Source organism: Microcoleus sp. F10-B2 (assembly GCF_036704965.1).
Classification (GTDB): domain Bacteria; phylum Cyanobacteriota; class Cyanobacteriia; order Cyanobacteriales; family Microcoleaceae; genus Microcoleus.
Genome location: NZ_JAUBTB010000006.1, coordinates 90693 through 113042 on the forward strand (window position 1 = coordinate 90693; position 22350 = coordinate 113042).

Annotated in this window: 20 protein-coding genes; 10 read left to right on the forward strand and 10 right to left on the reverse strand. The window is 46.7% G+C overall.

The genetic code is table 11. From position 1 onward, the window contains the following. Window positions 1-132: 132 nt before the first annotated feature. On the reverse strand, window positions 133-2517 hold the full coding sequence (locus QUA99_RS04040; RefSeq protein ID WP_333234862.1) for a GAF domain-containing protein: 2385 nt from the start codon (window positions 2515-2517) through the stop codon (window positions 133-135). On the opposite strand from QUA99_RS04040, the gene QUA99_RS04045 reads away from it, so the two are divergent. The 4 genes from QUA99_RS04045 (at window position 2516) to QUA99_RS04060 (ending at window position 6302) form a co-directional block, all read left to right on the forward strand. Continuing rightward, complete coding sequence (locus tag QUA99_RS04045; protein ID WP_333343117.1) at window positions 2516-2647, forward strand: hypothetical protein; 132 nt, start codon at window positions 2516-2518, stop codon at window positions 2645-2647. The genes QUA99_RS04040 and QUA99_RS04045 overlap by 2 nt on opposite strands. 376 nt (window positions 2648-3023) lie before the next feature. Then, entirely contained in the window at window positions 3024-3806 is a 783-nt protein-coding gene (locus tag QUA99_RS04050) for a calcium-binding protein (RefSeq protein ID WP_333234863.1), read from the forward strand. Between the two features lie 213 nt (window positions 3807-4019). Further along, window positions 4020-4616, forward strand: coding sequence for a Uma2 family endonuclease (locus tag QUA99_RS04055; RefSeq protein WP_333234864.1), 597 nt, complete (start codon window positions 4020-4022; stop codon window positions 4614-4616). 183 nt (window positions 4617-4799) lie between these two features. Then, window positions 4800-6302, forward strand: a complete 1503-nt coding sequence (locus tag QUA99_RS04060; RefSeq protein WP_333234865.1) for a tetratricopeptide repeat-containing serine protease family protein — start codon at window positions 4800-4802, stop codon at window positions 6300-6302. 279 nt (window positions 6303-6581) lie between these two features. Here the strand turns inward: QUA99_RS04060 and QUA99_RS04065 are convergent, their stop codons facing one another. Further along, a complete protein-coding gene (locus QUA99_RS04065) occupies window positions 6582-7466 on the reverse strand; it encodes a Tat pathway signal protein (RefSeq protein ID WP_333234866.1) in 885 nt (294 codons plus the stop codon). 560 nt (window positions 7467-8026) lie between these two features. Between QUA99_RS04065 and QUA99_RS04070 the strand changes: the two genes are divergently transcribed. From QUA99_RS04070 to QUA99_RS04085, 4 genes are all read left to right on the forward strand, one after another. After that, complete coding sequence (locus tag QUA99_RS04070; protein ID WP_333234867.1) at window positions 8027-9427, forward strand: NB-ARC domain-containing protein; 1401 nt, start codon at window positions 8027-8029, stop codon at window positions 9425-9427. Window positions 9428-9701: 274 nt separating this feature from the next. After that, window positions 9702-11150, forward strand: a complete 1449-nt coding sequence (gene ffh, locus QUA99_RS04075; protein ID WP_333234868.1) for a signal recognition particle protein — start codon at window positions 9702-9704, stop codon at window positions 11148-11150. Between the two features lie 165 nt (window positions 11151-11315). Further along, entirely contained in the window at window positions 11316-11948 is a 633-nt protein-coding gene (locus tag QUA99_RS04080) for a Uma2 family endonuclease (protein WP_333234869.1), read from the forward strand. Window positions 11949-11966: 18 nt separating this feature from the next. Beyond that, on the forward strand, window positions 11967-12575 hold the full coding sequence (locus QUA99_RS04085) for a Uma2 family endonuclease (protein ID WP_333234870.1): 609 nt from the start codon (window positions 11967-11969) through the stop codon (window positions 12573-12575). Window positions 12576-12616: 41 nt separating this feature from the next. Here the strand turns inward: QUA99_RS04085 and QUA99_RS04090 are convergent, their stop codons facing one another. The 4 genes from QUA99_RS04090 to metG form a co-directional block, all read right to left on the reverse strand. Beyond that, the gene (locus QUA99_RS04090) at window positions 12617-13204 is read right to left on the reverse strand and encodes a Uma2 family endonuclease (protein ID WP_333234871.1); all 588 of its coding nucleotides are present in this window, start codon (window positions 13202-13204) and stop codon (window positions 12617-12619) included. Window positions 13205-13289: 85 nt separating this feature from the next. Then, complete coding sequence (gene lptC, locus QUA99_RS04095) at window positions 13290-14486, reverse strand: LPS export ABC transporter periplasmic protein LptC (protein ID WP_333234872.1); 1197 nt, start codon at window positions 14484-14486, stop codon at window positions 13290-13292. A gap of 183 nt (window positions 14487-14669) precedes the next feature. Next, window positions 14670-15275 (reverse strand): LabA-like NYN domain-containing protein, encoded by a 606-nt coding sequence (locus QUA99_RS04100; protein WP_006631885.1) that lies wholly within the window; start codon window positions 15273-15275, stop codon window positions 14670-14672. A 93-nt stretch (window positions 15276-15368) separates the two neighbouring features. Then, window positions 15369-16976 carry a methionine--tRNA ligase gene (gene metG, locus QUA99_RS04105; RefSeq protein WP_333234873.1) on the reverse strand — a complete coding sequence of 536 codons (1608 nt, stop codon included), beginning with the start codon at window positions 16974-16976 and terminating at the stop codon, window positions 15369-15371. A gap of 305 nt (window positions 16977-17281) precedes the next feature. On the opposite strand from metG, the gene QUA99_RS04110 reads away from it, so the two are divergent. After that, window positions 17282-17464 carry a hypothetical protein gene (locus tag QUA99_RS04110; protein ID WP_333234874.1) on the forward strand — a complete coding sequence of 61 codons (183 nt, stop codon included), beginning with the start codon at window positions 17282-17284 and terminating at the stop codon, window positions 17462-17464. A gap of 268 nt (window positions 17465-17732) precedes the next feature. On the opposite strand, the gene hrcA is transcribed toward QUA99_RS04110, so the two are convergent. The 4 genes from hrcA to QUA99_RS04130 all read right to left on the reverse strand — a co-directional run bounded on the left by hrcA (window position 17733) and on the right by QUA99_RS04130 (window position 21207). Next, window positions 17733-18875, reverse strand: coding sequence for a heat-inducible transcriptional repressor HrcA (gene hrcA / locus QUA99_RS04115; RefSeq protein WP_445250977.1), 1143 nt, complete (start codon window positions 18873-18875; stop codon window positions 17733-17735). Between the two features lie 331 nt (window positions 18876-19206). Beyond that, window positions 19207-20073 carry an alpha/beta hydrolase gene (locus QUA99_RS04120; RefSeq protein ID WP_333234876.1) on the reverse strand — a complete coding sequence of 289 codons (867 nt, stop codon included), beginning with the start codon at window positions 20071-20073 and terminating at the stop codon, window positions 19207-19209. Between the two features lie 146 nt (window positions 20074-20219). Next, window positions 20220-20945, reverse strand: coding sequence for a hypothetical protein (locus tag QUA99_RS04125; protein WP_006631881.1), 726 nt, complete (start codon window positions 20943-20945; stop codon window positions 20220-20222). A gap of 85 nt (window positions 20946-21030) precedes the next feature. Next, window positions 21031-21207: a hypothetical protein gene (locus QUA99_RS04130; RefSeq protein WP_333234877.1), complete on the reverse strand. Its 177-nt coding sequence runs from the start codon at window positions 21205-21207 to the stop codon at window positions 21031-21033. Between the two features lie 247 nt (window positions 21208-21454). Between QUA99_RS04130 and QUA99_RS04135 the strand changes: the two genes are divergently transcribed. After that, on the forward strand, window positions 21455-22006 hold the full coding sequence (locus QUA99_RS04135) for a GNAT family N-acetyltransferase (protein ID WP_333234890.1): 552 nt from the start codon (window positions 21455-21457) through the stop codon (window positions 22004-22006). Window positions 22007-22350: the final 344 nt, after the last annotated feature.

Here is a 22350-nt window from a genome sequence, read left to right on the forward strand (position 1 = left end):
TCGCGGGTGTCAACAAAAATCTTAAATATGTAATATCGGTCTTGTGTGTGAGTCCAGAATGATTTCGCTCCGCCCTTTTTAAGGGGATTGGAGCGATCGCACTGGGCCTAAAACAGGCAATTGAACGGGTTCTCAATCGATAACAACCGTAACTTCACAGATAGTTGAAAGTGATTCTGGATCTGGTAAAATGCGGACGCGGGCGAATTTTAAACCGCTGACTCCTTGCAGCGATTCTACCATGCCAGTCTGAACTTTTGGTTCAACCCAACCTTCGCGAGACAAGTAGCGCAAGTATTGTTGGTACTCTTCCCATTCGTCTTCAGTTGAATAAACGACTGTCAACATCCCCGACTGGGTAATTCGCTCTTGTGCGTCCTTATCCACGGCTTTTTCGATGCGCTTTTTGACGAGTTCGTAGCGGATGTCGCGGGTGCCTTTTACGTCAAACATTTTTTCATTATTTTCGTTGTGAAAAATGTCGATCGTGGTATTCTGCACTAAGACTAAATGTGCGAGTTCCATGTCAATTTGAGACTCGGCTTGCAGGCGAAAAACTGTGCGGCCGCAGTCGCAAATTGCTCGCAGTTGTTCGTACCGCAAACTGTGCAGGTGAAATGGGCTGAATTTGGGGTCGATCGATTTTCCTACATAAATCATGTGATCGATGCCGTCGGTGCATTCGATGTCGCAGTAGTGGGGAAGAATTTGCTGCATTTTTTCTTGCCAGCGGGCCCAGGTTTCTTGGAGTTTGGTGCTGATTAGGTTCAGCATTTGGTCGTAGCGGCTGCGATCGCTGTAAACGCATTTGTGTTCGTTTTCGCAGGCTGCTCGGTAAGCTTCAACGGCTACCTGAACTCTGGGGCTGCACTGCACAAAATAGTCAAAATATATTTCTAAACGCTCGTTTAAATACTCGGCTGCTCGCACCTCCATATCGACTGTTACTTTTTCTTTTAAATGCTGGATGTAGTCAAGCAAGTCGAGCCGCAGTTGCTCGCCGAGGTGGGTAGTTTGTGTTTCGCAAACGGCATCAGCTATGACTAAAGCTAAGCGGAATTGTTCGAGCAAATCAGTTTGAATGGCTCGGTTTCTTTCGTCGCTAGAACCGCGAATGTCCGAAATTCCGTACAGCGGATGAACGTCAGCAAATACGATTGTTTCTGGGGGCAGTCCCCAACTTCGCCTTTCTGCTTCTTGGGCGAACCGCCACTCTACTGCGGGGTGGATGTTGTGAATGTGAGTAAACCGCTCTTGGATGGCTTGCCGCAGGCCTGCAATGAAGGCGGGAATGAGTTCTTGGGCGTGTTGAGCGTCAATGCCGTTGAAGTGGTTGGGCCGATCGCACAACAGCCCCACGACACCCAAAATCCGCTGCCCGCACCCCTCGCGGGTGACAGATTTGACTACCAGCGGTATCAGCAGCATCGATCGAGTCCCCATTTTCCGCAAAGTTCGATCGCACTCGGTTTCGCACTCCCTGCGCAAGTCTGGCACGTTCCAAACTTGATTTGCTGCTGTGGCCTTCAAAAAGTGAGAAGCTTCTAGGGAGTGCATTGAATAAACAATCGGCTGCAAATGTTCGCCGTCTTTTGCAACTAATAGCTGTACGTGGTCGCCGTCTGGGCGCAGCAGCAAAGTGCCGTCAGCATTGAAGAGCGCTCGCAAACACCGATCGATTTTCTCAAATTTGTCTGGCCCCAGCATCGAATCTCGATCGATCAATAACTGAGTCAGCCGCCGAATTTGCTCCTGCACGGTGACATTAAAACCTTCTAGCAGCAGCAAACCTTCTACGCGGTAATTATCCAACTGCAATCGAGCGGCTAAATTTTCCAGTTGATTCGGCTGCATCAGCCAAGCTTCCCGTTCCGCAACAGGCATTAATCTTAAAGAAATATCCGCAAATTCATCTATTTTTGAGTCAATTCGAGTAATTTTTAACTGTTCCGAACCCAGCCAAAATTCAATGAATCTGGGTTCTCGGTGTTTGGGGTTTTTTACACTCGCCGTGACGGGTTCGTCTAGCACCCGCAAAGTGTCGAGGTCAATTTGATAATATTGCTTCAATACCCAGTGCAAAAGGTGGCGGCGGTACAATTGTTCTGCTGTTTTGCCGCCCCAATCCTCGAACAGTTCCAGCAGAGTGATGCTGGTTTCTGCAAACCAACCGTTGGTAGATTGAGTTGCCAAGGACGTTCCCTCCCAACCGGCCAAGCGACAAAATGCCGCGTTAGCGTAACGCAGGGCAAAAGTTCCCGGTTCCATTACTGCGATTAAAACGCGGCGGTCGCCGAGAAATTGAAACAGTCGCTTTAAATCTTGTTTCCACGTTTTCAAGGGTTCAATTTCAGCAGATTGACTGGGTACTTGGCCCGCCAAAGCTTCCAGTAGCTGTTCTATACTTGGTTCGCTGGGCAGATTGTTACTGTCTTGCTTTGTTGGGACTATATCTGTCGCTGGCAGTGATTTTACGGAGTTGTTGTTTTGATGGGAAGACGATTTAGGAGTAGACATGAGTAAAACACCTGAAAGCAGTGAATTTGGCCAAAGAATATCAGCGATCGGCGATTATGGCTTTGTCAAGAACTTAGATCCTGTTTGTAAAGTTGGTGTGTGGGTATCGGAAACTGGGTTTTTTCTCTGATCGTGGGCTCGCGGGACTTTGACTTTTATTCACAAACAACCTCTCAGTCTCGACGTTATAGGTGATATTAACGTGTTTACCACCTGGTGGGTAACACCCATTATAAGCGGTAGACAGTAGCGGATAGTGTCAGCAACTAATGCTATTTGACTCAGAATCGAGATATAGAGCAGCTTTGGGTTGAATGAGGCACAGCCGTGGTAATTGGGAATTGGGAATTGGTAATTAATAATTGGTAATTGGCAATTGACAAGCAGGTTAGTTGCCACTAATAAGCGAACAGAATTGCGATCTAAATCAAAATATACTTGCTATTTGCCTCGACAAGAATTAACATATGTAAGACAGCTAACATGATTTTTGGAAGAACATAGTTATGGTTTTAACGATTAACAATCTCATCGGGGATTTGACGGGATTTCCTGTATTTGCTGGGGGCGGGCCGCGTTTTTTGGGATTCGCTACACCAGATGAAATTGATGTAGAGGATGGAAATTTAGCGTCTTTTCCCTGGGGAGTTTGGGGACTCGACGGCAACGATACTATAGGAGGTTCGTCGGATTCCAACGAACGTCTTTTAGGAAATAACGGCAATGATATTATCGGCGGTGGTGGCGGAAATGACATAATTTACGGCGGGAAAGATGACGATCGCCTGGATGGAAATGATGGCAACGACGTAGTTAGGGGGGACGCCGGAAATGACCTGATCTTCGGAGGGTTGGGGAACGATATCCTCCGGGGAGGCCAAGGAGACGACGATTTAGACGGCAATGACGGCAACGATTTCTTAGCGGGCGATCGAGGAGTTGACGTGCTCACGGGAGGCTCCGGTGGTGATATCTTTGTGCTCAGAAGCAATGATGAACAATTTGGAGTCAATGGAGCCGATGTCATTACAGATTTTAGGTTTGAGGAAGGCGATCGCATCGGTTTGACTGACGGTTTAACAGAACTAGACCTCCTCTTCACTGACAACAATCTGATCGCTTACGACAACGACGGAATTATTGATGATATGGTGATTATCAACCAAAGAGATGGACGGATTTTGGGGATAGTTTTAAACACCAACAGCTTTGAAATTACTGGTTCATTTGAACAAGCTAGTCCGTTTGCATTGGCAGTTAACGGTTCTCAATTCCAGTTTTTGGCTTAGTTATTTGTAGCGAATTAGACTGGCGATATATCTAGTTCCTGGTAGGAGACACGGCAGTTTTGCGTAGGACACGGCAGTGCCGTGTCCCTACAGATAGCGGGCAATCTATCTGTATGCCACCGGAATTTTGCAGAATTGATCTTAAAACATTTATCCCTTTAGATATTTTTTCTCTTAATCTCAAAGTATAAATTAAAACTCGGGAAAGTATATATGACTCACCCCAAATTAACTGCACTCCCGGAACAGCGGTTGATTTTGCCGCTATCAATGACTTGGGAACAGTTCAAAGCTTTGGATTCCTTGCTAGAGTATACTCGCAGTGTTCGCTTGTCTTACCTCGACGGATATGTGGAAATTATGACACGTTCGTCGAAAAATGAAACCATTAAATGCCTGCTGGCAGGAATATTAGGTCAGTTTTTTTTAGAAAAAGATATTAGTTTTACACCGACGGGCAGCGCTACACTCCAAGGGGAAACAAAAGGCAGCAGCAAGGAACCAGATTTATCTTACTACTTTGGCGAAGACAGACGGCAGCGAGAAACACCCGATTTGGCGATCGAAGTTGTTTTTACTAGCGGAACTATTAATAAACTGGAATACTACCGCAGATTTAACGTAACGGAAGTTTGGTTTTGGGAAGACGGAGTGTTTGCTATTTACCAACTGAACTCAGAGGGTTACGATCGCGTTTCTCGGAGTATGCTGTTGCCGGATTTGGATCTAGAATTGCTGGGGAGATGCCTGCAAATGTCGGAAGAAAAAGAAGCTTTGAAAGTGTTTCGGGATACAGTTAGAGCTGGTTAACCTAGAAGATATACAAATAAAATATGGCAGAGTAATGCCGGCAATGGTGGAAATATACGAAATGTACGAAATGTCATAAAAAGCGAAATTATCTGCAAACATCCAGGGTTTCTGGTTTTCATAAATTTTATTTTAATCTATACTATTCGGAGTATAAAAAATCTTACTCTTCAGCAATCACCTATGAATAGGGATTATTCGCGCTTGGATTCCCTCACCAGCATCCTAGCCGGAACAGTAACGGTAGCAGGAATAGTTGTTTTTGCATCAGCACCCGTTTTCGCAAAAACTCCCCAAGAAATTGCCAAATTCGCTGAATCTGTCACCGTTCAAATTAATGGAACAACTGGTCTAGGTACAGGATTTATTATTGCTAAACAAGGTACAACCTACACTGTCCTGACAGCTAACCATGTTGTAGATGATACCAAAGCTACCTATACGATTCGCAGTTATAGGGGAAAAGACTATCCAGTAACCCGTAGTGTATTATTACAGAAAGGCCAGAATGCTCCCGATTTAGCAGTCGTAACATTTAAGAGTACGGAATCTTATCCTGTTGTAACTTTAGGCGATTCCGAACAAGCGACAGTTGGAACAGAAATCTTTGTGTTTGGTTATCCAGGTATTCCAGATAGCAGAAACTACCAAAAAGAGCGCAATTTTGAGTTTGTACCAGGTTTTGTTACCAGCCGGATTTCAAGTCATCCCCAAGGGTATAATTTGCGCTACAATACTGTTACGAAAGGGGGGATGAGTGGCGGGCCTGTATTTGATGCTGAAGGGCGTGTTGTTGGGATTCACGGAGAAGGCGATCGCGATTACGATTATGTCTTAGATACCGACAGCCGAAAAAGTGTCACGGGTTTAGGCTATAATAAAACAGGGTTTAATTCAGCAATTCCTATTAACACTTTTCTAGCTAAATTATCGGAGGCGGGCTTAAATCGATCGGCTCTTTTGATAAATACCTCTCCAACTGCTACTGCACCTCTGAAACTGAACAATCCGCAAGATGCTAAGACTTATTATGTTCGAGGTTTAAGTCGGTTTGACAAGGGAGATTTGTCAGGGGCTATTGCCGATTTTAACCAAGCAATTCAAACTCAATCAGATTATTCTGAAGCTTATTTCTATCGAGCCCTCGCTTATTTCGATTTGAGACAACTGCCCCAGAGTATCGCTGATTATAGCAAGGCGATCGCCCTCAATGCCGGTTATGTTGACGCTTACTACAATCGGGGGCTGGTTTTATCAGCATTGGGAGATAAACCGGGGGCGATCGCAGATTATACTCAAGTCATCCGCTTGGATAGAAACTTTGCAGCAGCTTACAACAACCGAGGATTGGCGCTTTCGGACTTGGGCGATCAAAAAGGGGCGATCGACGATTTCAATCAAGCGCTGCAAATTAATCCCGGTCGCGCTAACACTTATTTTAACAGAGGATTAGCGCTGTTTCGTATTAATAACGATCGCTCTGCCTTAGCTGATTACACTCAAGCGATTCAGCTCAATTCCAATTATGCTAAGGCTTATGCTAACCGAGGCATTACTTTAGCGAGAATGAGAGATACAAAAGGGGCGATCGCAGATTTGCAGCAAGCTGCCCGTTTATTTAGGGCTCAAGGAATGAACGATGATGCTCAAAAAGCATTAGATTTGATTGGTCAACTGCAAAGGTAGTAACCTTGATGATATAATAGACTATAATATTGCAATTAATCCTGTAGGGGCGGGTTTACCAACAATATTTGACACAAACAAACACGTAAAATAAACCCACCCCGCCCCATCCATAAGGTAGGGGCGGGTTCACCAACAATATTTGACAGAAACAAACAGGCCAAATAAACCCGCCCCGGCCCTATTCGTGGGTGGGGGCGGGTTTATAAATACCTTGGATGTGAATTAGAAATCTTGGCGAACCCGCCCCTACAGGATTTTCGTAATGCTGATTTCTCCCTAAAACCTCACCGTTACCAAAATCACCCGCCGAGGCTGATCTTCCGCTTCAATAGTAAACTCAACACGCCCAAAACCTTTCGGCCCCGGTTCAACTAAATCGTAGCGAGATGTCACCGTACCCCCGGCTGTATTGTATTGAGCAAAAACAGCACCGGGATTCCTCCCAGCAGACGCATCCGCATCTCCTCCCCAAGAACTCAAATCATCCAATCGCGATCGCGTTGGCAATACAGAAGCCGCGATTTCTGGAGGTGTAAGTCTTTGATCGGCTAAGACTTGTTGAGCGTTATGAATAGCGCACATTGTCGGCCCGGAAATTTTGGCATCGCTATACTGATCTTCCCACTTTTGTACGAAGCCAAAGCCAACATTTGGGCCGACTCGATCCTGTCTTTGCCGCCCCCACAGCCGACTGGTATCTGATGCAAAATTAGAACCGCTGCCTGTCTCGGCTAATTCGGTTCTTTTGCTAGTAAAATTGCGGTTGACAAATTCTTTGTCGGCGGTGCGAATAGCATTGGCTGCCGCTGGTTCTATTTTAGTGCTAACATTAGTATTGCCTTGTAAGATTGGTGATAGAACACCGGGGATGGGCTGTGCTCCACAATATTTTTGAATACCGTTAAAAACGCGATCGGCTGATAAGGAACTAATCGGAAATTCCAGGGAATAAGCTTCGGCAGGTTTGGGGAAAAAGATGCCGGATGTTGCGGAAGCAGCAAAAGAAGCGCCACCCCAGATGACGATCCGATTAAATTGACGGCGGCTGATGCTCATAAATTTATCTTCTCCCTGGAGAGCTAGCACCTGGTATAATGTGGAACCAGAAAAAGTAGTACCATCCATCTCGACAATTTGTTGCTCTCGAACAATTGATATCAATAGCTAGGCTTTTACCATTACTAACATCGACCAGCATTGTATTTATCTGCCCAGCTTTCCCTACCTGGGAAGCTACTTGATTTCCATCCACATAAACATCTATTTTCGCAGGGGGGGCGCTATCCTGATCCCTAACTCCATACTCTATTCGGAGAGAGGCGGGCCCCCCAGGCAGTCGGCATGTGATACCTAAAGGTACTGTTTTCAAAATGCTGGTGTATATTTGTCGGGCTATGGAAACATCTGTACTTTCGGTATAATAAAGATACCCCCATCTCTTAATACAGTTCAGGTCGAGTATATAAATTTCGCGCTGGGCCTGTGCCACTTGTGCGCCAACTGTCGCTAAACTAAAAGACAACACCCCAGCCGAGAACAAACCGCTGAGCCACCGCACTCGCTTCATATAAATATCCTGCTAATACCTTAATCAATTAATATAAAGGATGAGCTGTGTAGGAAAAGTCCTAACTTTAGATAGATGACAACATCAAAAATGTCACAATTGTACGAAATGTCAGGTATAATGAATGGCGTAAACTCCAGCTTCTCCCTAATCTATGGATATTGCCGAAGTTTTGACACTGGCAGATGAGCTAATTTTTGCTAAGACGGGAAAGCATTTAGATTACGTGCAAGAAGCTATCCTGCGGGGAACCTTACAAGACACAACTTACACGCAAATTGCTCAAGAAGTTTACTCAAGTCCAAGTCATGTCAGAAATGTCGGATCACAACTTTGGAAAATACTTTCTAAACAATTAGGAAAAAATATTACTAAAGCAAATTTTAGGACTGTATTAGAGAAGGGTATAGTTTATAATTATCAATCAACTATTGTTGAAAATATAACAGGTGAGAATGTAACAGTTAATAAAAACCTTAACGTTTGTCGTGAAAAAGTGCGATCGCCCACTTCACCCCAAAACCCCCAACCAACAGCAAAACAGCCCCGCATCGACTTAGGCGACGCACCAGAAATCTCGACATTTTTCGATCGCACATCCGAACTTTCCACCCTAGAAAACTGGATTTTAGACCGCACCCGTCTCATCACCATCCTAGGCTTATCCGGTATTGGCAAAACCGCCCTGACACTCCAACTAATCCCACAAATTCAACAGGAATTCGATTGCATCATCTGGCGAAGCCTCCACAACACGCCACCGCTGGCATCACTCCAAACCGACATAATTCAATTCTGTAGGGGCGGTGCCCCCGTGCCCGCCCCCTCCGTGCCCGCCCCCGAAGAAAGGGCAACCACGGGGGGATTGCCCCTACAATATTTACGATCGCACCGCTGTCTGATCGTCCTCGATGATGTGCAAACCATCTTTAGCAGCGGACAACTAGCAGGAAACTACAAACCAGGCTATGAAAACTATGGCGCATTCTTCAAACAAATCATAGAATCATGCCACAACAGTTGCCTAATTTTGCTCAGTTGGGAAAAACCCAGAGAAATTGCAGCATTAGAAAGCCATCAGAAAAATTGTCAAACATTGCAACTCAATGGTTTAGGCGAAGCAGCGCGAGAAATATTCACAGAAAAAGGCTTAGCAGAATCAGAAAAATGGTCATACTTGATAGACCTTTACCGAGGCAATCCCTTGTGGTTAAATATAGTAGCCGCTGCAATTCAAGACTTATTTAGCGGCAATATTTCGGAATTTTTATCGTATGATAGCCTAGTTTTAGGAGACTTAGAATATTTATTGCACCAACATTTTCAGCGCTTGTCAGACACCGAAAAACAAGTAATGTCCTGGTTGGCAAATCAAATCAAAGCAGTCGAAATATCCAAAAAGCCAGCCCTGCTGGAATTATCTCCTTCAGAATTCCTGAAATCCGTCGAATCCTTGAGACGGAGGTCATTAATTGAAAAAGTCCAAAAGGGCGATCGCACCCTCTTCACAGTCCAACCAGCGATCGCAGAATACATAAAAACTCACATCTTATAGCAGTTTTAAGAACAGGCAAGATGCCTGTTCCACAATAGATGAATTTTAGGGCAGCAGTTTTAAGAACAGGCAAGATGTCTGTTTCACAATATATGAATTTTGGGGCAGCAGTTTTAATAGCAAGCAAGATGCCTGTTCCACAATATATGAATTTTCTTGTGGACCGTTGCTTCTAGCCCGCCCTGAAAGGATTATTCAAAAATTAGCAAAACATTAATCCAAACATCCGCATTTAGCCTTAAAATTAAAAAGACTGACTAGCCAACAATGCCCTATGTTTGAAGCCCTTGCCGATCGACTCGAATCCACCTGGAAAAAACTGCGCGGACAAAATAAAATCTCCGAGTCCAACATCCAAGACGCCCTCAAAGAAGTCCGCCGCGCCCTCCTGGAAGCCGATGTCAACCTCCAAGTCGTCAAAAACTTCATCTCAGAGGTAGCGGCAAAAGCACAAGGCGCAGAAGTCGTTTCAGGCGTCCGTCCCGACCAACAATTCATTAAAATAGTCCACGACGAACTCGTGCGCGTCATGGGGGAAACTAACGTACCCCTGGCCACCGCCGACTCCGGGCCGACAGTCGTGCTCATGGCCGGTCTGCAAGGAACCGGGAAAACCACAGCTACCGCCAAACTAGCGCTGCACCTCCGCAAGCAAAATCGTACCGCACTGCTAGTCGCAACCGACATTTATCGACCAGCCGCGATCGACCAATTGCTGACCCTCGGCAAACAAATCGACGTACCAGTATTTGAATTAGGCAAAGACATTGACCCCGTAGAAATTGCCCGCCAAGGCATCGAACACGGCAAACAAATTGGCATTGATACCATCATCGTCGATACAGCAGGCCGCCTGCAAATCGACCAAGACATGATGGCAGAATTGGGCCGCATCAAACAAACAGTACAACCCCACGAAACGCTGTTAGTTGTTGATGCCATGACGGGCCAAGAAGCAGCAAATTTAACCCGCACCTTTCACGAACAAATCGGCATTACCGGCGCAATCTTAACCAAATTAGACGGCGACAGCCGCGGCGGTGCAGCCTTATCCGTGCGGCAAATATCCGGCGCGCCGATTAAATTTGTCGGCGTCGGGGAAAAAGTGGAAGCATTGCAACCATTTTATCCCGATCGCATGGCATCGAGAATACTCGGCATGGGCGATGTCTTGACGCTAGTAGAAAAAGCGCAAGAAGAATTCGACATCGCCGACGCCGAGAAAATGCAACAGAAAATGCTCACGGCAAAGTTTGACTTTACCGATTTTCTCAAACAAACCAGACTGTTAAAAAACATGGGTTCCCTCGGCGGCATCATGAAAATGATTCCGGGGATGAACAAACTCTCAGAAGAACAAATGCGGCAGGGAGAAGTGCAGCTAAAACGCACCGAAGCCATGATCAATTCGATGACAGTTGAAGAACGCCGCAACCCCGAACTTTTAGCAAGTTCTCCATCCCGCCGCCGCCGCATCGGCAAAGGCGCAGGCTACGCTGAAAACGACGTAACTAAGCTGGTCAGCGATTTCCAGAAAATGCGTACAATGATGCAGCAAATGAGTCAAGGCAACTTTACAGGAATGGGAGGATTGCCGGGAATGCCGGGAATGCCGGGAATGGGCGGGCCCGGAATGCAGCCCGGTTCCCGCGGCTATATGGGTGCTCAGCAGAAGAAGAAAAAGAAAAAAGATAAGCCAAAAAAAGGTTTCGGACAGTTGTAGAAAGCATCAAACTTATTGCACGATTGTCAAAAATTTGTAGGGGCGGGTTCACCGATAATAATTGCCTAAAACACACAATATCGTAAACCCGCCCCTACCCCGCGCGCGAGTCCTTTAACTCTTTTCTTGTTGCCGAGTTCAATCTAAAAAAAACTGGAATTGAATATGGTACAAATATTTACTGAACCAGAAACAATCTCTATAGAATTGCCAAATGCGATCGGTCTCTTTGTCACCCCAGAACAATTCGAGGCCCTAGCATTGGCAAATCCCGACTTGAGATTAGAGAGAACCGCACAAGGAGAATTAATAGTGAATCCACCCACAGGAGGAGAATCAGGCAATCGGAATCTCAGCATCAGCGGACAACTCGATCGCTGGTGCGAAGTAAATGAGGATTTAGGAAAAGGATTTGATTCTTCTACCGGATTCATCCTCCCTAACGGTGCTCGCCGTTCACCGGACGCTTCTTGGATAAATCGAACTCGTTGGGAAGCACTAACGGCACAAGAACGCAAAGGCTTTGTTCCACTTTGTCCCGACTTTGTAGTAGAATTGCGTGAAGCGAAGCTATCCCGTAGGGAATCGGCCTCTGACAGTCTCTCGCCCCTCCAAACAAAGATGCGAGAATATATTGACAATGGTGCGAGATTGGGCTGGTTAATTGACCCGCAAAATCGGCGCGTAGAGATTTACCGACAACAAGCAGAAGTAGAAATATTAATTAATCCAACCCAGTTATCCGGCGAAGATGTATTGCCAGGATTTGTGTTGAATTTAAGGCGAGTTTGGGGTTAAATTTACGGAGAGATTGCTATGGTACAAACAATTACTCAACCAGAAACCATATCTATAGAATTGCCAAATTCGATCGCCCTAACCGTCACCGGCGAGCAATTCGAGGCTCTAGCATTGGCAAATCCAGACTTGAGATTAGAAAGAACCGCACAAGGAGAATTAATCGTGAATCCACCCACAGGAGGAGAATCAGGCAATCGCAATCTCAGCATCAGCGCGCAACTCGGCAACTGGTGCGAAGCACACGAAGATTTAGGAGAAGGTTTTGACTCTTCTACCGGATTCATCCTCCCTAACGGTGCTCGCCGTTCTCCCGACGCTTCCTGGGTGAGTCGAACTCGCTGGGAGGCACTAACTCCAAAACAGCGAAAAGGCTTTGTTCCGCTGTGTCCAGACTTTGTAGTAGAATTGCGATCGGCATCCGACAGTCTCTCCACCCTTCAAACTAAGATGCGGGAATACACCGACAACGGCGCAAGATTGGGCTGGTTAATTGACCCGCAAAACCTGCAGGTGGAGATTTACCGACAGCAGACAGAAGTAGAAATATTAATCAATCCAGCCGAGTTGTCTGGCGAAGACGTACTGCCCGGATTTGTGCTGAATTTGAGGCGAGTGTGGCGTTAAACAGCTTCTAATTGTGATTTGTCGTTTTTCAAAACAAGCCTCTAAGAACTTTGAATCGCTTGTCTAAATTCGCGCATTGCCTGAAGGTGATTTTCAATATTGATACACCGCGCCAATAGTACAATATCTAAATCTGGCAAAACAAAAGAGCGATCGACCTCTGCATATCCATCAGCCCCCAACGAATACATACGAAGTGCGCCATTTTCCCAAAACCAAACTTCAGGAATTTCCAGGCGTTTGTAAGCTTCCAACTTGTCAATACCACCGCTAGTCACCACCACTTCCACCGCCAAATCGGGAAATTCTCGGTTAGATCCCAATCTATAAGATTTATCAGCTTCTCGCTTCACCAATCCCGATGGACTTTCCAGCGTCATCGAGCCAGTAGGCTGATAATCTATTCCCATTTGAAGCAGATAAAGATCCAGTAGAGAACCAATTCGTTCTTTAACGGTTTCATGTTTTTCTCCCGGCATACGTCTAATCTCCAACACCCCATCTAAAAACGACAGTCTCACCCCCGGGCGTGAGAGAAGTTGTTCAACCACCTTAAACTCTCTCCAACTGAGATCGTCAATTAAGATAGGTTCATCGAGCCCTTCTAACTTTTCTAAAGTTGTCGTCATCCCAACAGCTCCTTACTCAATCCAATCTTAATTATATCTGCGTTCATCAGCGCTCATCTGCCGACATCTGCGGTTGCAATCCCATCTACTGTCCCAAATTTCCCTTATACTCGTCCGGCACAAATTCCGTAACCACTTGGCCCCCGCCACCGTCACCTTTGACAGTCACAGTTTGATTTTTCAACTCTCCCGCAGCCCTCGGTCCAGTCAAATTAAACACCGGATTTAGTTGCTTGTAAACCACATTTCCTTCCGCGTCGAAAGTCTGGTTAGTTAAATACCAAGTTACTCGATCTGTATTTAATTGAGCTTGACGTTTTTCCCCAATTCCTACCACATTTCCCGTCAAATAAAAGATTTTTTTCTCTAAATCTCCGCGCCCCGTATCCCCAGTCATCGTCACCTTTTCTACGCGGTGAAAAACCTTCACAGGCCCGGGCGATATCACAGATTGCGCCGGAAAATTCCAACTCATCAAACTGCTTTCTATTTGCAGCGGCGGGTCTGATGGCATTAACTGAGCGTTTTGCGTCAGCGTCGCAATCTTAGTTTTTAAGTCTACATCTACTTTGTCGGCAAAACCGCTGTCTGTTACTATTTTATCTTTGTATCTATCAATTTGAGTCGGTTTGTCGCTGTTTACCTTTTGTTGCTCCACAAACCACACTAAGTGCTCGGTTCGCAATTGCAAAACCGGATCTTTAACATTTGCCACCACAGAACCGAATAACTCCATCCTCTTAGCCCTACTGAAAACTCGCGCTTCCTTCGCTGAAGCCGTCACCTGTTTGTTCTCTCCCGTCAAATTGTTGCGGACAACTAAAACATCTTCCTTCGGCCGCCACTCTAACTCATTTCCGCGCAATACGACTCCATTTTTCAGGTCTTTAGCGACTATATTACCTTTGAGAAAAACTTGATTTCCTTCCTGAAATACCTGGCCCGTTTCTCCCTGAATGTCGTAAATTTCTTTGCCGTCTTGAAACAATTTGCCCACAGGTTTCTGAACGTTAACTATTTTTTGGTCTTTACTGTAAACGGCATTTTGCGAGTTTACTTTCCAGAACGTCTCGCCCTTTTCGTTTGCTTGTTCTAGAGTTACTTTGTTCAAAGTTAAAGTGCTGTTTGACTGTTGAGCAGTTTTGAGATCCTCAGCTAATTTGTTCTTTTGAGTTTCTTGCGGCACCGCACAAGCACCAATCCCCAAAATCAGTGCTGGTAAAAATAGCAGCACCAATTTTGGGGATTTGAGATTGGGAATTTGGGATTTGAGGTTAATCATTGGCAATTGGTAATTGGGAATGGGAAATGCGAAATTGGTAATAGATAATTCGGTATTGAAAAACACTTAATCAAAAATTAAAAATGTGTCATGCTTTGTCTAAATTTTTAACTTCTAATTTTCAATGATTCAACCCATTAACAATCACCCATTACCTACTACCCATTACCCATTACCAAATCCCTATCTGTCGTCGTGTTCCTCCATCAAGCTCAGACCCGACAAAGGGCGGTAAGCATAATTAGGGCGCGATGTTTTTTGGATGTCGTCCTTAATCATTTCCAAATCGATATAGCGATCGGCTACATTAATCAAACTGTCGCTCGTCATCGATCGCAAACTCACCACCTCAACCCGCACGCCGCGATAGCTCACAGCGTCTACAGCATAAGCCAAATCGCCGTCACCGCTGACCAGAACCGCCGTATCGTAAGACCCCACTAAAGCCATCATATCCACAGCGATTTCTACATCTAAATTCGCCTTCTTAGAACCGTCCGGCAACTGTACCAAATCCTTAGAAATCACCCGGTAGCCGTTGCGGCGCATCCACAGCAAAAACCCTTGCTGTTTCTCGTTAGTGCGATCGACACCAGTGTAGAAAAAAGAGCGCAGCAGCCGCGAACCCGCAGTTAAACGGCACAGCAGCTTAGTGTAATCTATCTCAATCCCTAACTGCAAAGCCGCGTAAAAAAGGTTAGAACCGTCAATAAAAATTGCCACTCGACCCCGGTTTTCGAGAACCTGTTCCGGCGTAAAAAGGTCGTTGCTTTCTATTCTATTCAACATGATTGTTATGCCTCAATTTTTATGAAAGATTGGTAAGGAAATAACTGCTAATTCGTCGTAGTCGGTCATAGCATCCAGAGCGCTGGCTGCCAACTATGAAGGTACTGTTTCCAGGAGTTCGAGCCGCTTAAAAACAGGTAGGGGTTCCCCCAGAGTTTGGTTTGCCGGCAAAGCGCCCCAGGCAGCATGAGCTTCAAAATGCGCTAAACTGTTAACTGTAACCCGATCGTTAAAGTCAATTGAAAAACCTAGCTGTTGATAGATAGCGTTGCTGATATTGGGAATAATCGGCGATAAAAGGTAAGATGCTAGTCTAACAGATTCCAGAACAGAATATAGCACTTGTTCAACACTTTCTATCTGTCCCTGCTTGTACAAACTCCAAGGTGCTTGCACGTCAATAAACTTGTTCCCGGCTCGAACTAATGCCAGCACGGCTTCGCAAGCCTTGCTAAAAGCTAACTCTTCGTAAAAACCCGCTACTCGATCGCCCAAATTCAGGCTCATACCCTTAAGAAGGTTGTCGCCATCCAAGTTTTCTCCCAACACATTTGGCACGCAGCCACCGCAATATTTGCGAGCCATGTTTAGGGTACGATTAAGCAAATTTCCCAAATCATTTGCTAGCTCAGCATTCAATATATTGATAAACCGAGTTTCGTTAAAATCGCCGTCCTCTCCGAACTCAATTTCTTTAAGGAAATAGTAACGCACTGCGTCAGCGCCGTATTTGTTGACCAATTCGACTGGGTTTAAAGTATTGCCCTCCGTTTTTCCCATTTTTTTGCCGTCTTTGGTCAAAAACCCGTGAGCGAAAACGCGGCCCGGCAGCGGCAGACCCGCAGACAACAGCATTGCCGGCCAGTAAACTGCGTGGAAGCGGAGAATATCTTTGCCGATCAAGTGCAGGTCAATGGGCCACCATTTAGATAAAGCATTCTCCAACGTCGGGTCGCTGTCCGGATCTAGCAAAGCTGTGACGTATCCCAGCAAAGCGTCAAACCAGACGTAAATGCTGTGACTGGGGTCAACCGGCACCGGCAGACCCCATGCCAGATTCACTCTCGAAATCGAAAAGTCTTGCAGTCCAGAGTTGACAAAGCTGAGCAGTTCGTTGCGCCGACTTTCCGGCGCGATGAAGCCGGGACGTTCTGCGTACAAGGTCAGCAGTTGGTCTTGATACCGCGACAGGCGGAAAAAGTAGTTTTCTTCGTCGCGCCACTCAACTTCTTTGCTGGTATGGATGGAACACCGATTTCCCGGCAACAATTCCCGTTCATCCTTGAATTCTTCACAGGAGACGCAGTACCAGCCTTGTTGCTGGTTCAAGTAGATGTCGCCGGAGTTCCAGACCCGCTGGAAAAATTCTTTGACAATGTACTCGTGGCGCCGCGAAGTTGTGCGGATGAAGCGATCGTAATGGATAGAGAGTTGCTTCCAAAGCGCCTCAAACGCCGGAACCACTGAATCGCAGTGAGCTTGGGGCGATCGTCCCAAACTCTCGGCTGTCCGCTGAATTTTCTGCCCGTGTTCGTCCGTCCCCGTAACCAGCAAAACAGATTTGCCCCGCAGCCGCTCAAATCGGGCTAGGGCATCCGCAGCCATAGTCGTGTAAGCACTGCCAACGTGAGGTAAATCGTTTACATAATACAGGGGCGTTGTTATCGCAAAGGTATTCTTAGTTTTATCAGTCGATTTCATTGAATGCTAAAAGAAAATTCCCTAAATTTCGTTTCGATCTTAACTCAGCGCTTAACTTTTTTATGAAGTGGCAATCAAGCCAAATTTACTCCAAGTTATTTGCAATTGTCTAACCCGGCTTATCCCCAAAAGAAATATCGCTTTCATATCCACACTAATCTTTTTTACATGTTTTTGACGAACTCTCTAAAATGTCTTAATATTTTGACATTCTGCTGGCTTCAGGAACCCCGAGATCGTCGCTCCCCCATCCTCAATTCCTTTTTTGCAGTCGTGCTCCCTAGAGCCGGCGAACCCCACCCAGTTTGCACCAAAACCCCTCGGTTGGGCTTCTAAACCTGTCACTCGACTGGCACGGTGCGACCACTTTCTGTGAAGGCGCGATCGCTCGCCAGCGCTATCTCAAACCCCCATCGCCGGAAAGTCCGTCGGCAACTCCTGCCAGTTTCCGAGGCGCTTTTGGAGGCAGCAACCGGGTTTTTGACTAAAATCTCTTGTGAAGCGCCATCGCCCGGGATATCAAGAGCCTCTTTCTTTAGTATTTGTGCCTAAGTTGCCAGTTCGTTTCCAACAGCATCGGTATGATTCTCCAACACAAGTAGTCCCGGACGCACAAGGTGTCATCACCTTAGTTTGTTGCCTCAGGAAGAGCGTGAAAGCGTAGCTTTTTTGCCAAGAAACCCGGTTTCTTCATGTTGCCAGTGCGGCCGGGACAGACAATAAAACCCCAAGCCAGTTAAGCTTGGGGCTATCAAATTAGGGTGCATCTAACAAGGGATTATCCGATCGCCCTCGATCCCCATCAGGAAAACTAACTCGATTTCCGCCAATAGCTTCTGACAAATAATCAGCCGCAGCTTCCACCACCGCGATCGCATTTTCATAAACCATCCGCGTCGGCCCCAAAACCCCTACACTACCCACCGGCACCGATCCCCGGCGGTAAGTCGCAGAAATCAGAGTACAGCCGCGAATTGGTTCTAAAGAATTTTCCGAACCAATACGCACCGTTACCCGCTTCCCGGGGGTGTCCAACTCAGGCGATTCAAAAATCAAAGGCCAAAGCAGTTCCTGTTCTTGTTCGAGCAGTTGCACCAGGGTTTGAACTTGCTGCAACTGCGAAAACTCAGGCAAGCGCAGCGCCTCTGCCAAACCGCCGATCAGAATCCGCGTGTAGGTTGGATTCTTTTGGCGGCTGCTCAAAGCAGCCAGCATGGTTCCCATCCACTCAGCGTAGACTTCAAAGTCCCGGTCTAACTCGCTCCAGTCTACAGCCGAGAGTTCCAAGAGCGATCGTCCCCGCAACTTGCTGTTCAAAAAATTCGACAAAATCTGCAATTGTCGATCGACGATTTCGGCATCAGGCGTGTTACCTTCTGAGTCCCTCGGCAACTGCACCAAAACCGACTGAGTTTCGTAGGCATCCGTCACCACGATCAGCATCACCTTTCCCGGCTCTAGCTGCACCAGTTGCAAGTGGCGCAAGCAAGCCATATTGGTTTGCGGTATGGTGATCATGGCTATGTAACCGCTGATAGTGGCCAGGATTTGAGCAGCGCCGCGGAGAGCCGCGTCCATGCGACCGTCCGACCAATTGAGCTGGTCTAGTACCTGTTCCACCTTGCGCGCCAGCGTATCAGACGGCTGAATCAACTGGTCTACATAAATCCGGTAGCCGGAGTCAGAGGGGACTCGTCCGGCCGAAGTGTGGGGCTGATAGAGCAATCCAGCTTTTTCAAGAGTCCCCATCGCATTGCGAATTGTAGCGGGGCTGACGCTGAGGTTGAATTCGTCAGCCAAAGCTTTTGAGCCAACGGGTTCGGCTGTAGCTATGTAGTGGCGAACCGTTGCCCAAAGGATGTGTTGTTGCCGATCGGTGAGGTTAACGCGCACAGATATTTAAGCAGAATTAGAATTGAGAGTTGAAAGCCACTATTAAATGAAAACCTCTGTCCTCTAGGGCGATCGGGCAGAGTTATTTATTTAACATAACAGATTTAGGTGAAGGAAGAAGGAACACCGAAGAAGGCACAGGGAAGAAGGTTTTAACTTTTAACTTGTATAGCAAGCGTCCTGACGGTTAGGAGGTTCTTGATTGCACTTTCTTGATGGGGTCAATTGTTTCTTCACATAGATCTTCTGCTATAAATTTCTATTGGGGAGCTTCGCTTCCCCGAACCGGAGTTGGGCAAAATACCCCATGCCTCGGCTTCGCTTTGCCCAATTCCCTTTAAGTGTGTTCGTGAAGAATATTTTGCAGGTAACTAGCCACTGCATCCGGCTGTTCTACCATTGCCAAATGGCCGCAATCGGGAATCTCGAGGACATTCTCGCCGCAACCTTGGAACATCCAGTGAAAGCTAGCCAAATGCAGCACGTATTTTGGTTCCATAATTTTGTCTTTAGTGCCGGCAATAAAATAAACAGGCTGCTTGAGTCGGGACACAATTTGTGGCAAGAGGTGAATCTCCGCTTCTGTGGTGGAGTCTAATAAAGCCCCCAAAGCTGCCTCTGGATGAGCCGCCACGAAATCTCTTAAACGCTGCCGTCCCCAGGAGGGGCCGATCGAGCGGGCCACAGCATCGCGGGCAAACACAAAATCTGCTAACGGCAAGCGAGACAGCCAGCGGGGACGCATTTTCACTAGCTGCTTGCCGACGGCTCGAAACCGCTCGAATTCTTCCTTAAGATAGATGCCACCGCCTGCATTGATGCAGATGACACCTTTAACGCGATCGGAGAGTTGGCTGGCTCCCCAAAGAGCGATCGTACCGCCTAGAGAGTGTCCCACCAGCCAAGCACAAGATATATCGAGTTTTTCGAGTAAAATTTCCAAATCGCGAGCGTAAGCTGCGGGAGTGTAGCAGGAATTTAGCGGTTCGGAACCTGGGCGATCGCCGCCGTCAGATTGAGAATCGCCAAACCCGCGCAAATCGTAAGTCAGGCACTGATAGTTGGGTGCCAAGCGATCGGTCAAAGGTTGCCAGTAGCGGCGGCTTAACAGCCAGCCGTGGACAAATACCAGAACCGGGGAAGTTGCAGTCGGAGCCGTCAAATCGCAAGCGTGCCGAACCCCTAGGATGTCGATGGTTGCCATAATTTTATCCTATCCCGAAATCAACACACGGGTATCAGCAGTTCGATCCTCTTCGAGGGCTCCGCTAGCGGGCGATCGGCTTGGTTCACCTTTGTCAGGACTGAGGTTTGACCAAAAACCCAGTTTCACCAGCGTAACTGCTATCCCTAAAATCTCTCGCCCAGCAATCTTTGTCGCACCCCCTCAGCGATTTTCTGCCCCAGATACTCGGGAATTAAACTTTCATTGGGCCCCAACAAGTAGAGAATCAGGCGAGTTCGCCCCCGCCAAACCAGCAAATTAGCATTTACCACCAACAAATCCTCTTGCCAGATGGCATACATAACTTTGTAAAAAAGTCCAGGCTGATTATCTGCTTCAATCAGCAAAGCTGGCAAGTGGAAAACCGGATCGACGTAGAATTCAGTTGCCACATCCTCCAAACCCGCGTCTAAATTAAATTCCACCGCCAACATCTCTTCAACCTCAAAATGCCCGGCCAAGGCCTCTCGAACCGCCCTACAGACGTTTTCTGCTGTTTTATCTGCCAGTACCTTGCCACCGCGAGATACTACCAATTTGATAAATACCAGCATGGGCGGGTAAATTTGACCGTACAGACTCAGACTGTGAATTGTCAGTCCGTAAGCCGCCAGCACTCCAAAAATATCGCTCAGTAGAAAAGACTGGTTCCGGTAAGCAAAATGCAGGGCACTTTTGTTACCTTCGGCTCTGATTTCGATAACTGCTTGCCGAGTTTTGTAAAGTTGGTAAGCTAATTTGAGGTTTTGCAGTTGGATTTCGCTGCTGACAAATTGCTCGTAAAACTGCGGAAACGCTCGATTAAAGCGCTTGAGAAGTTCTAGTGTAGATGGTTTTAAACCCGAAGCCATAATTGAGGAGAAGGTGCGGGAGATATACTAGGTATTGACTCTCCCATGCCTTATGGCAATGGGATTTTTGATTTGACGATTCGACTTAAATTGTGCCCGTCTCCTCACTAAAAGCAAAAGTCAAATCTGTCTGCGTACCGATCTCGAGAATGTCACCGTTGCGCCATTCCAGCGGTATTTCGCACCAAGGGTGTAAGTTCCGGCGCGATCGGCGGCACTTAAAAGAAGCAATTCCCAAAATGCCTCCGTCCTGGTTCGGCAACAAATTTTACCTTAAAAGCGGGTTGTCCGGGCACGGGGTAGCAGAACACTCCTACCAAACTTGACGAGAATTAAAAAAGCGCAGATTGAATGTTGGACGACAAATCCCTGTTTTCGGCGTAAGATGAGTGTACCGTAAACTGTTCCTCAAGATGCTACCCGCTATTCATCCCACGCCGATCGGAGTGGTTTTATGTGTCGGGTTCTCTTTCACGTCGTCCAACTTTTACTACCTTAACCGCGCCTGCATGGGTTTTTGGAAAAACTTATTTAGTAGTTCTGAGTCTGCCTCTGTACCCCAAACAGCGGAATTTGAGGAAGATGTGGCTGTTGGGTTAGGCGATCCGCTTTCCCCAACGTTTCGCAAACCCGCCAGCGGCAACGCTCGCATCTTTTTCAGTTGCGATCGGGACATTGACCTCTACGAACTCGAAGAACTTTGTAATGCAGTGGGCTGGTCCCGCCGTCCCCTGCGTAAAGTCAAAAAAGCTATTGTGCACAGCTTCTTAGTCGTCTCTATGTGGGAGATGCGGGGCAGCCAGCGACGGCTGGTCGGTTTCGCCAGAGCGACTTCAGACCATGCTTTTAATGCCACGCTTTGGGATGTGGTAGTTCATCCTGACTACCAGGGTAAAGGCATGGGCAAGGCGCTGATGAAATACATCATTAAAAAACTCCGCAGTGAAGATATCAGCAACATTACCTTATTTGCTGACCCTCAGGTGGTGGATTTTTACCGAAATTTGGGCTTTATGTCCGATCCGGAGGGGATTAAAGGTATGTTTTGGTATCCAGATTAGACGATCGGGTGGGGGTCAGCGTTGATTGGTTGAGCTTAACTAAAGGGGCAAATATTTGACTGAACCTACCTCTTCTTAATCTAGAAAAATCCGTTCTTCTAGATAGACTACTTTAGGTTTAGGCTCTAAACTTCACCCTATAACCTTTGGCTTAAGGGGAATAACCTACTTATTTTGGGATAGCCGACTACCCAGCAGGGTAGGGAATAAACTTTAACTGACTTGAGGTAACTAAAGTTAAGCTCGATCGGGTTTTATAAACTAGGAAATGCAATATTGACGCTGCCAACACCTCCTAGGCCTGTGCCCTGCGGTTCGTTAGGTTTGGATGTATCCCGCAGTAC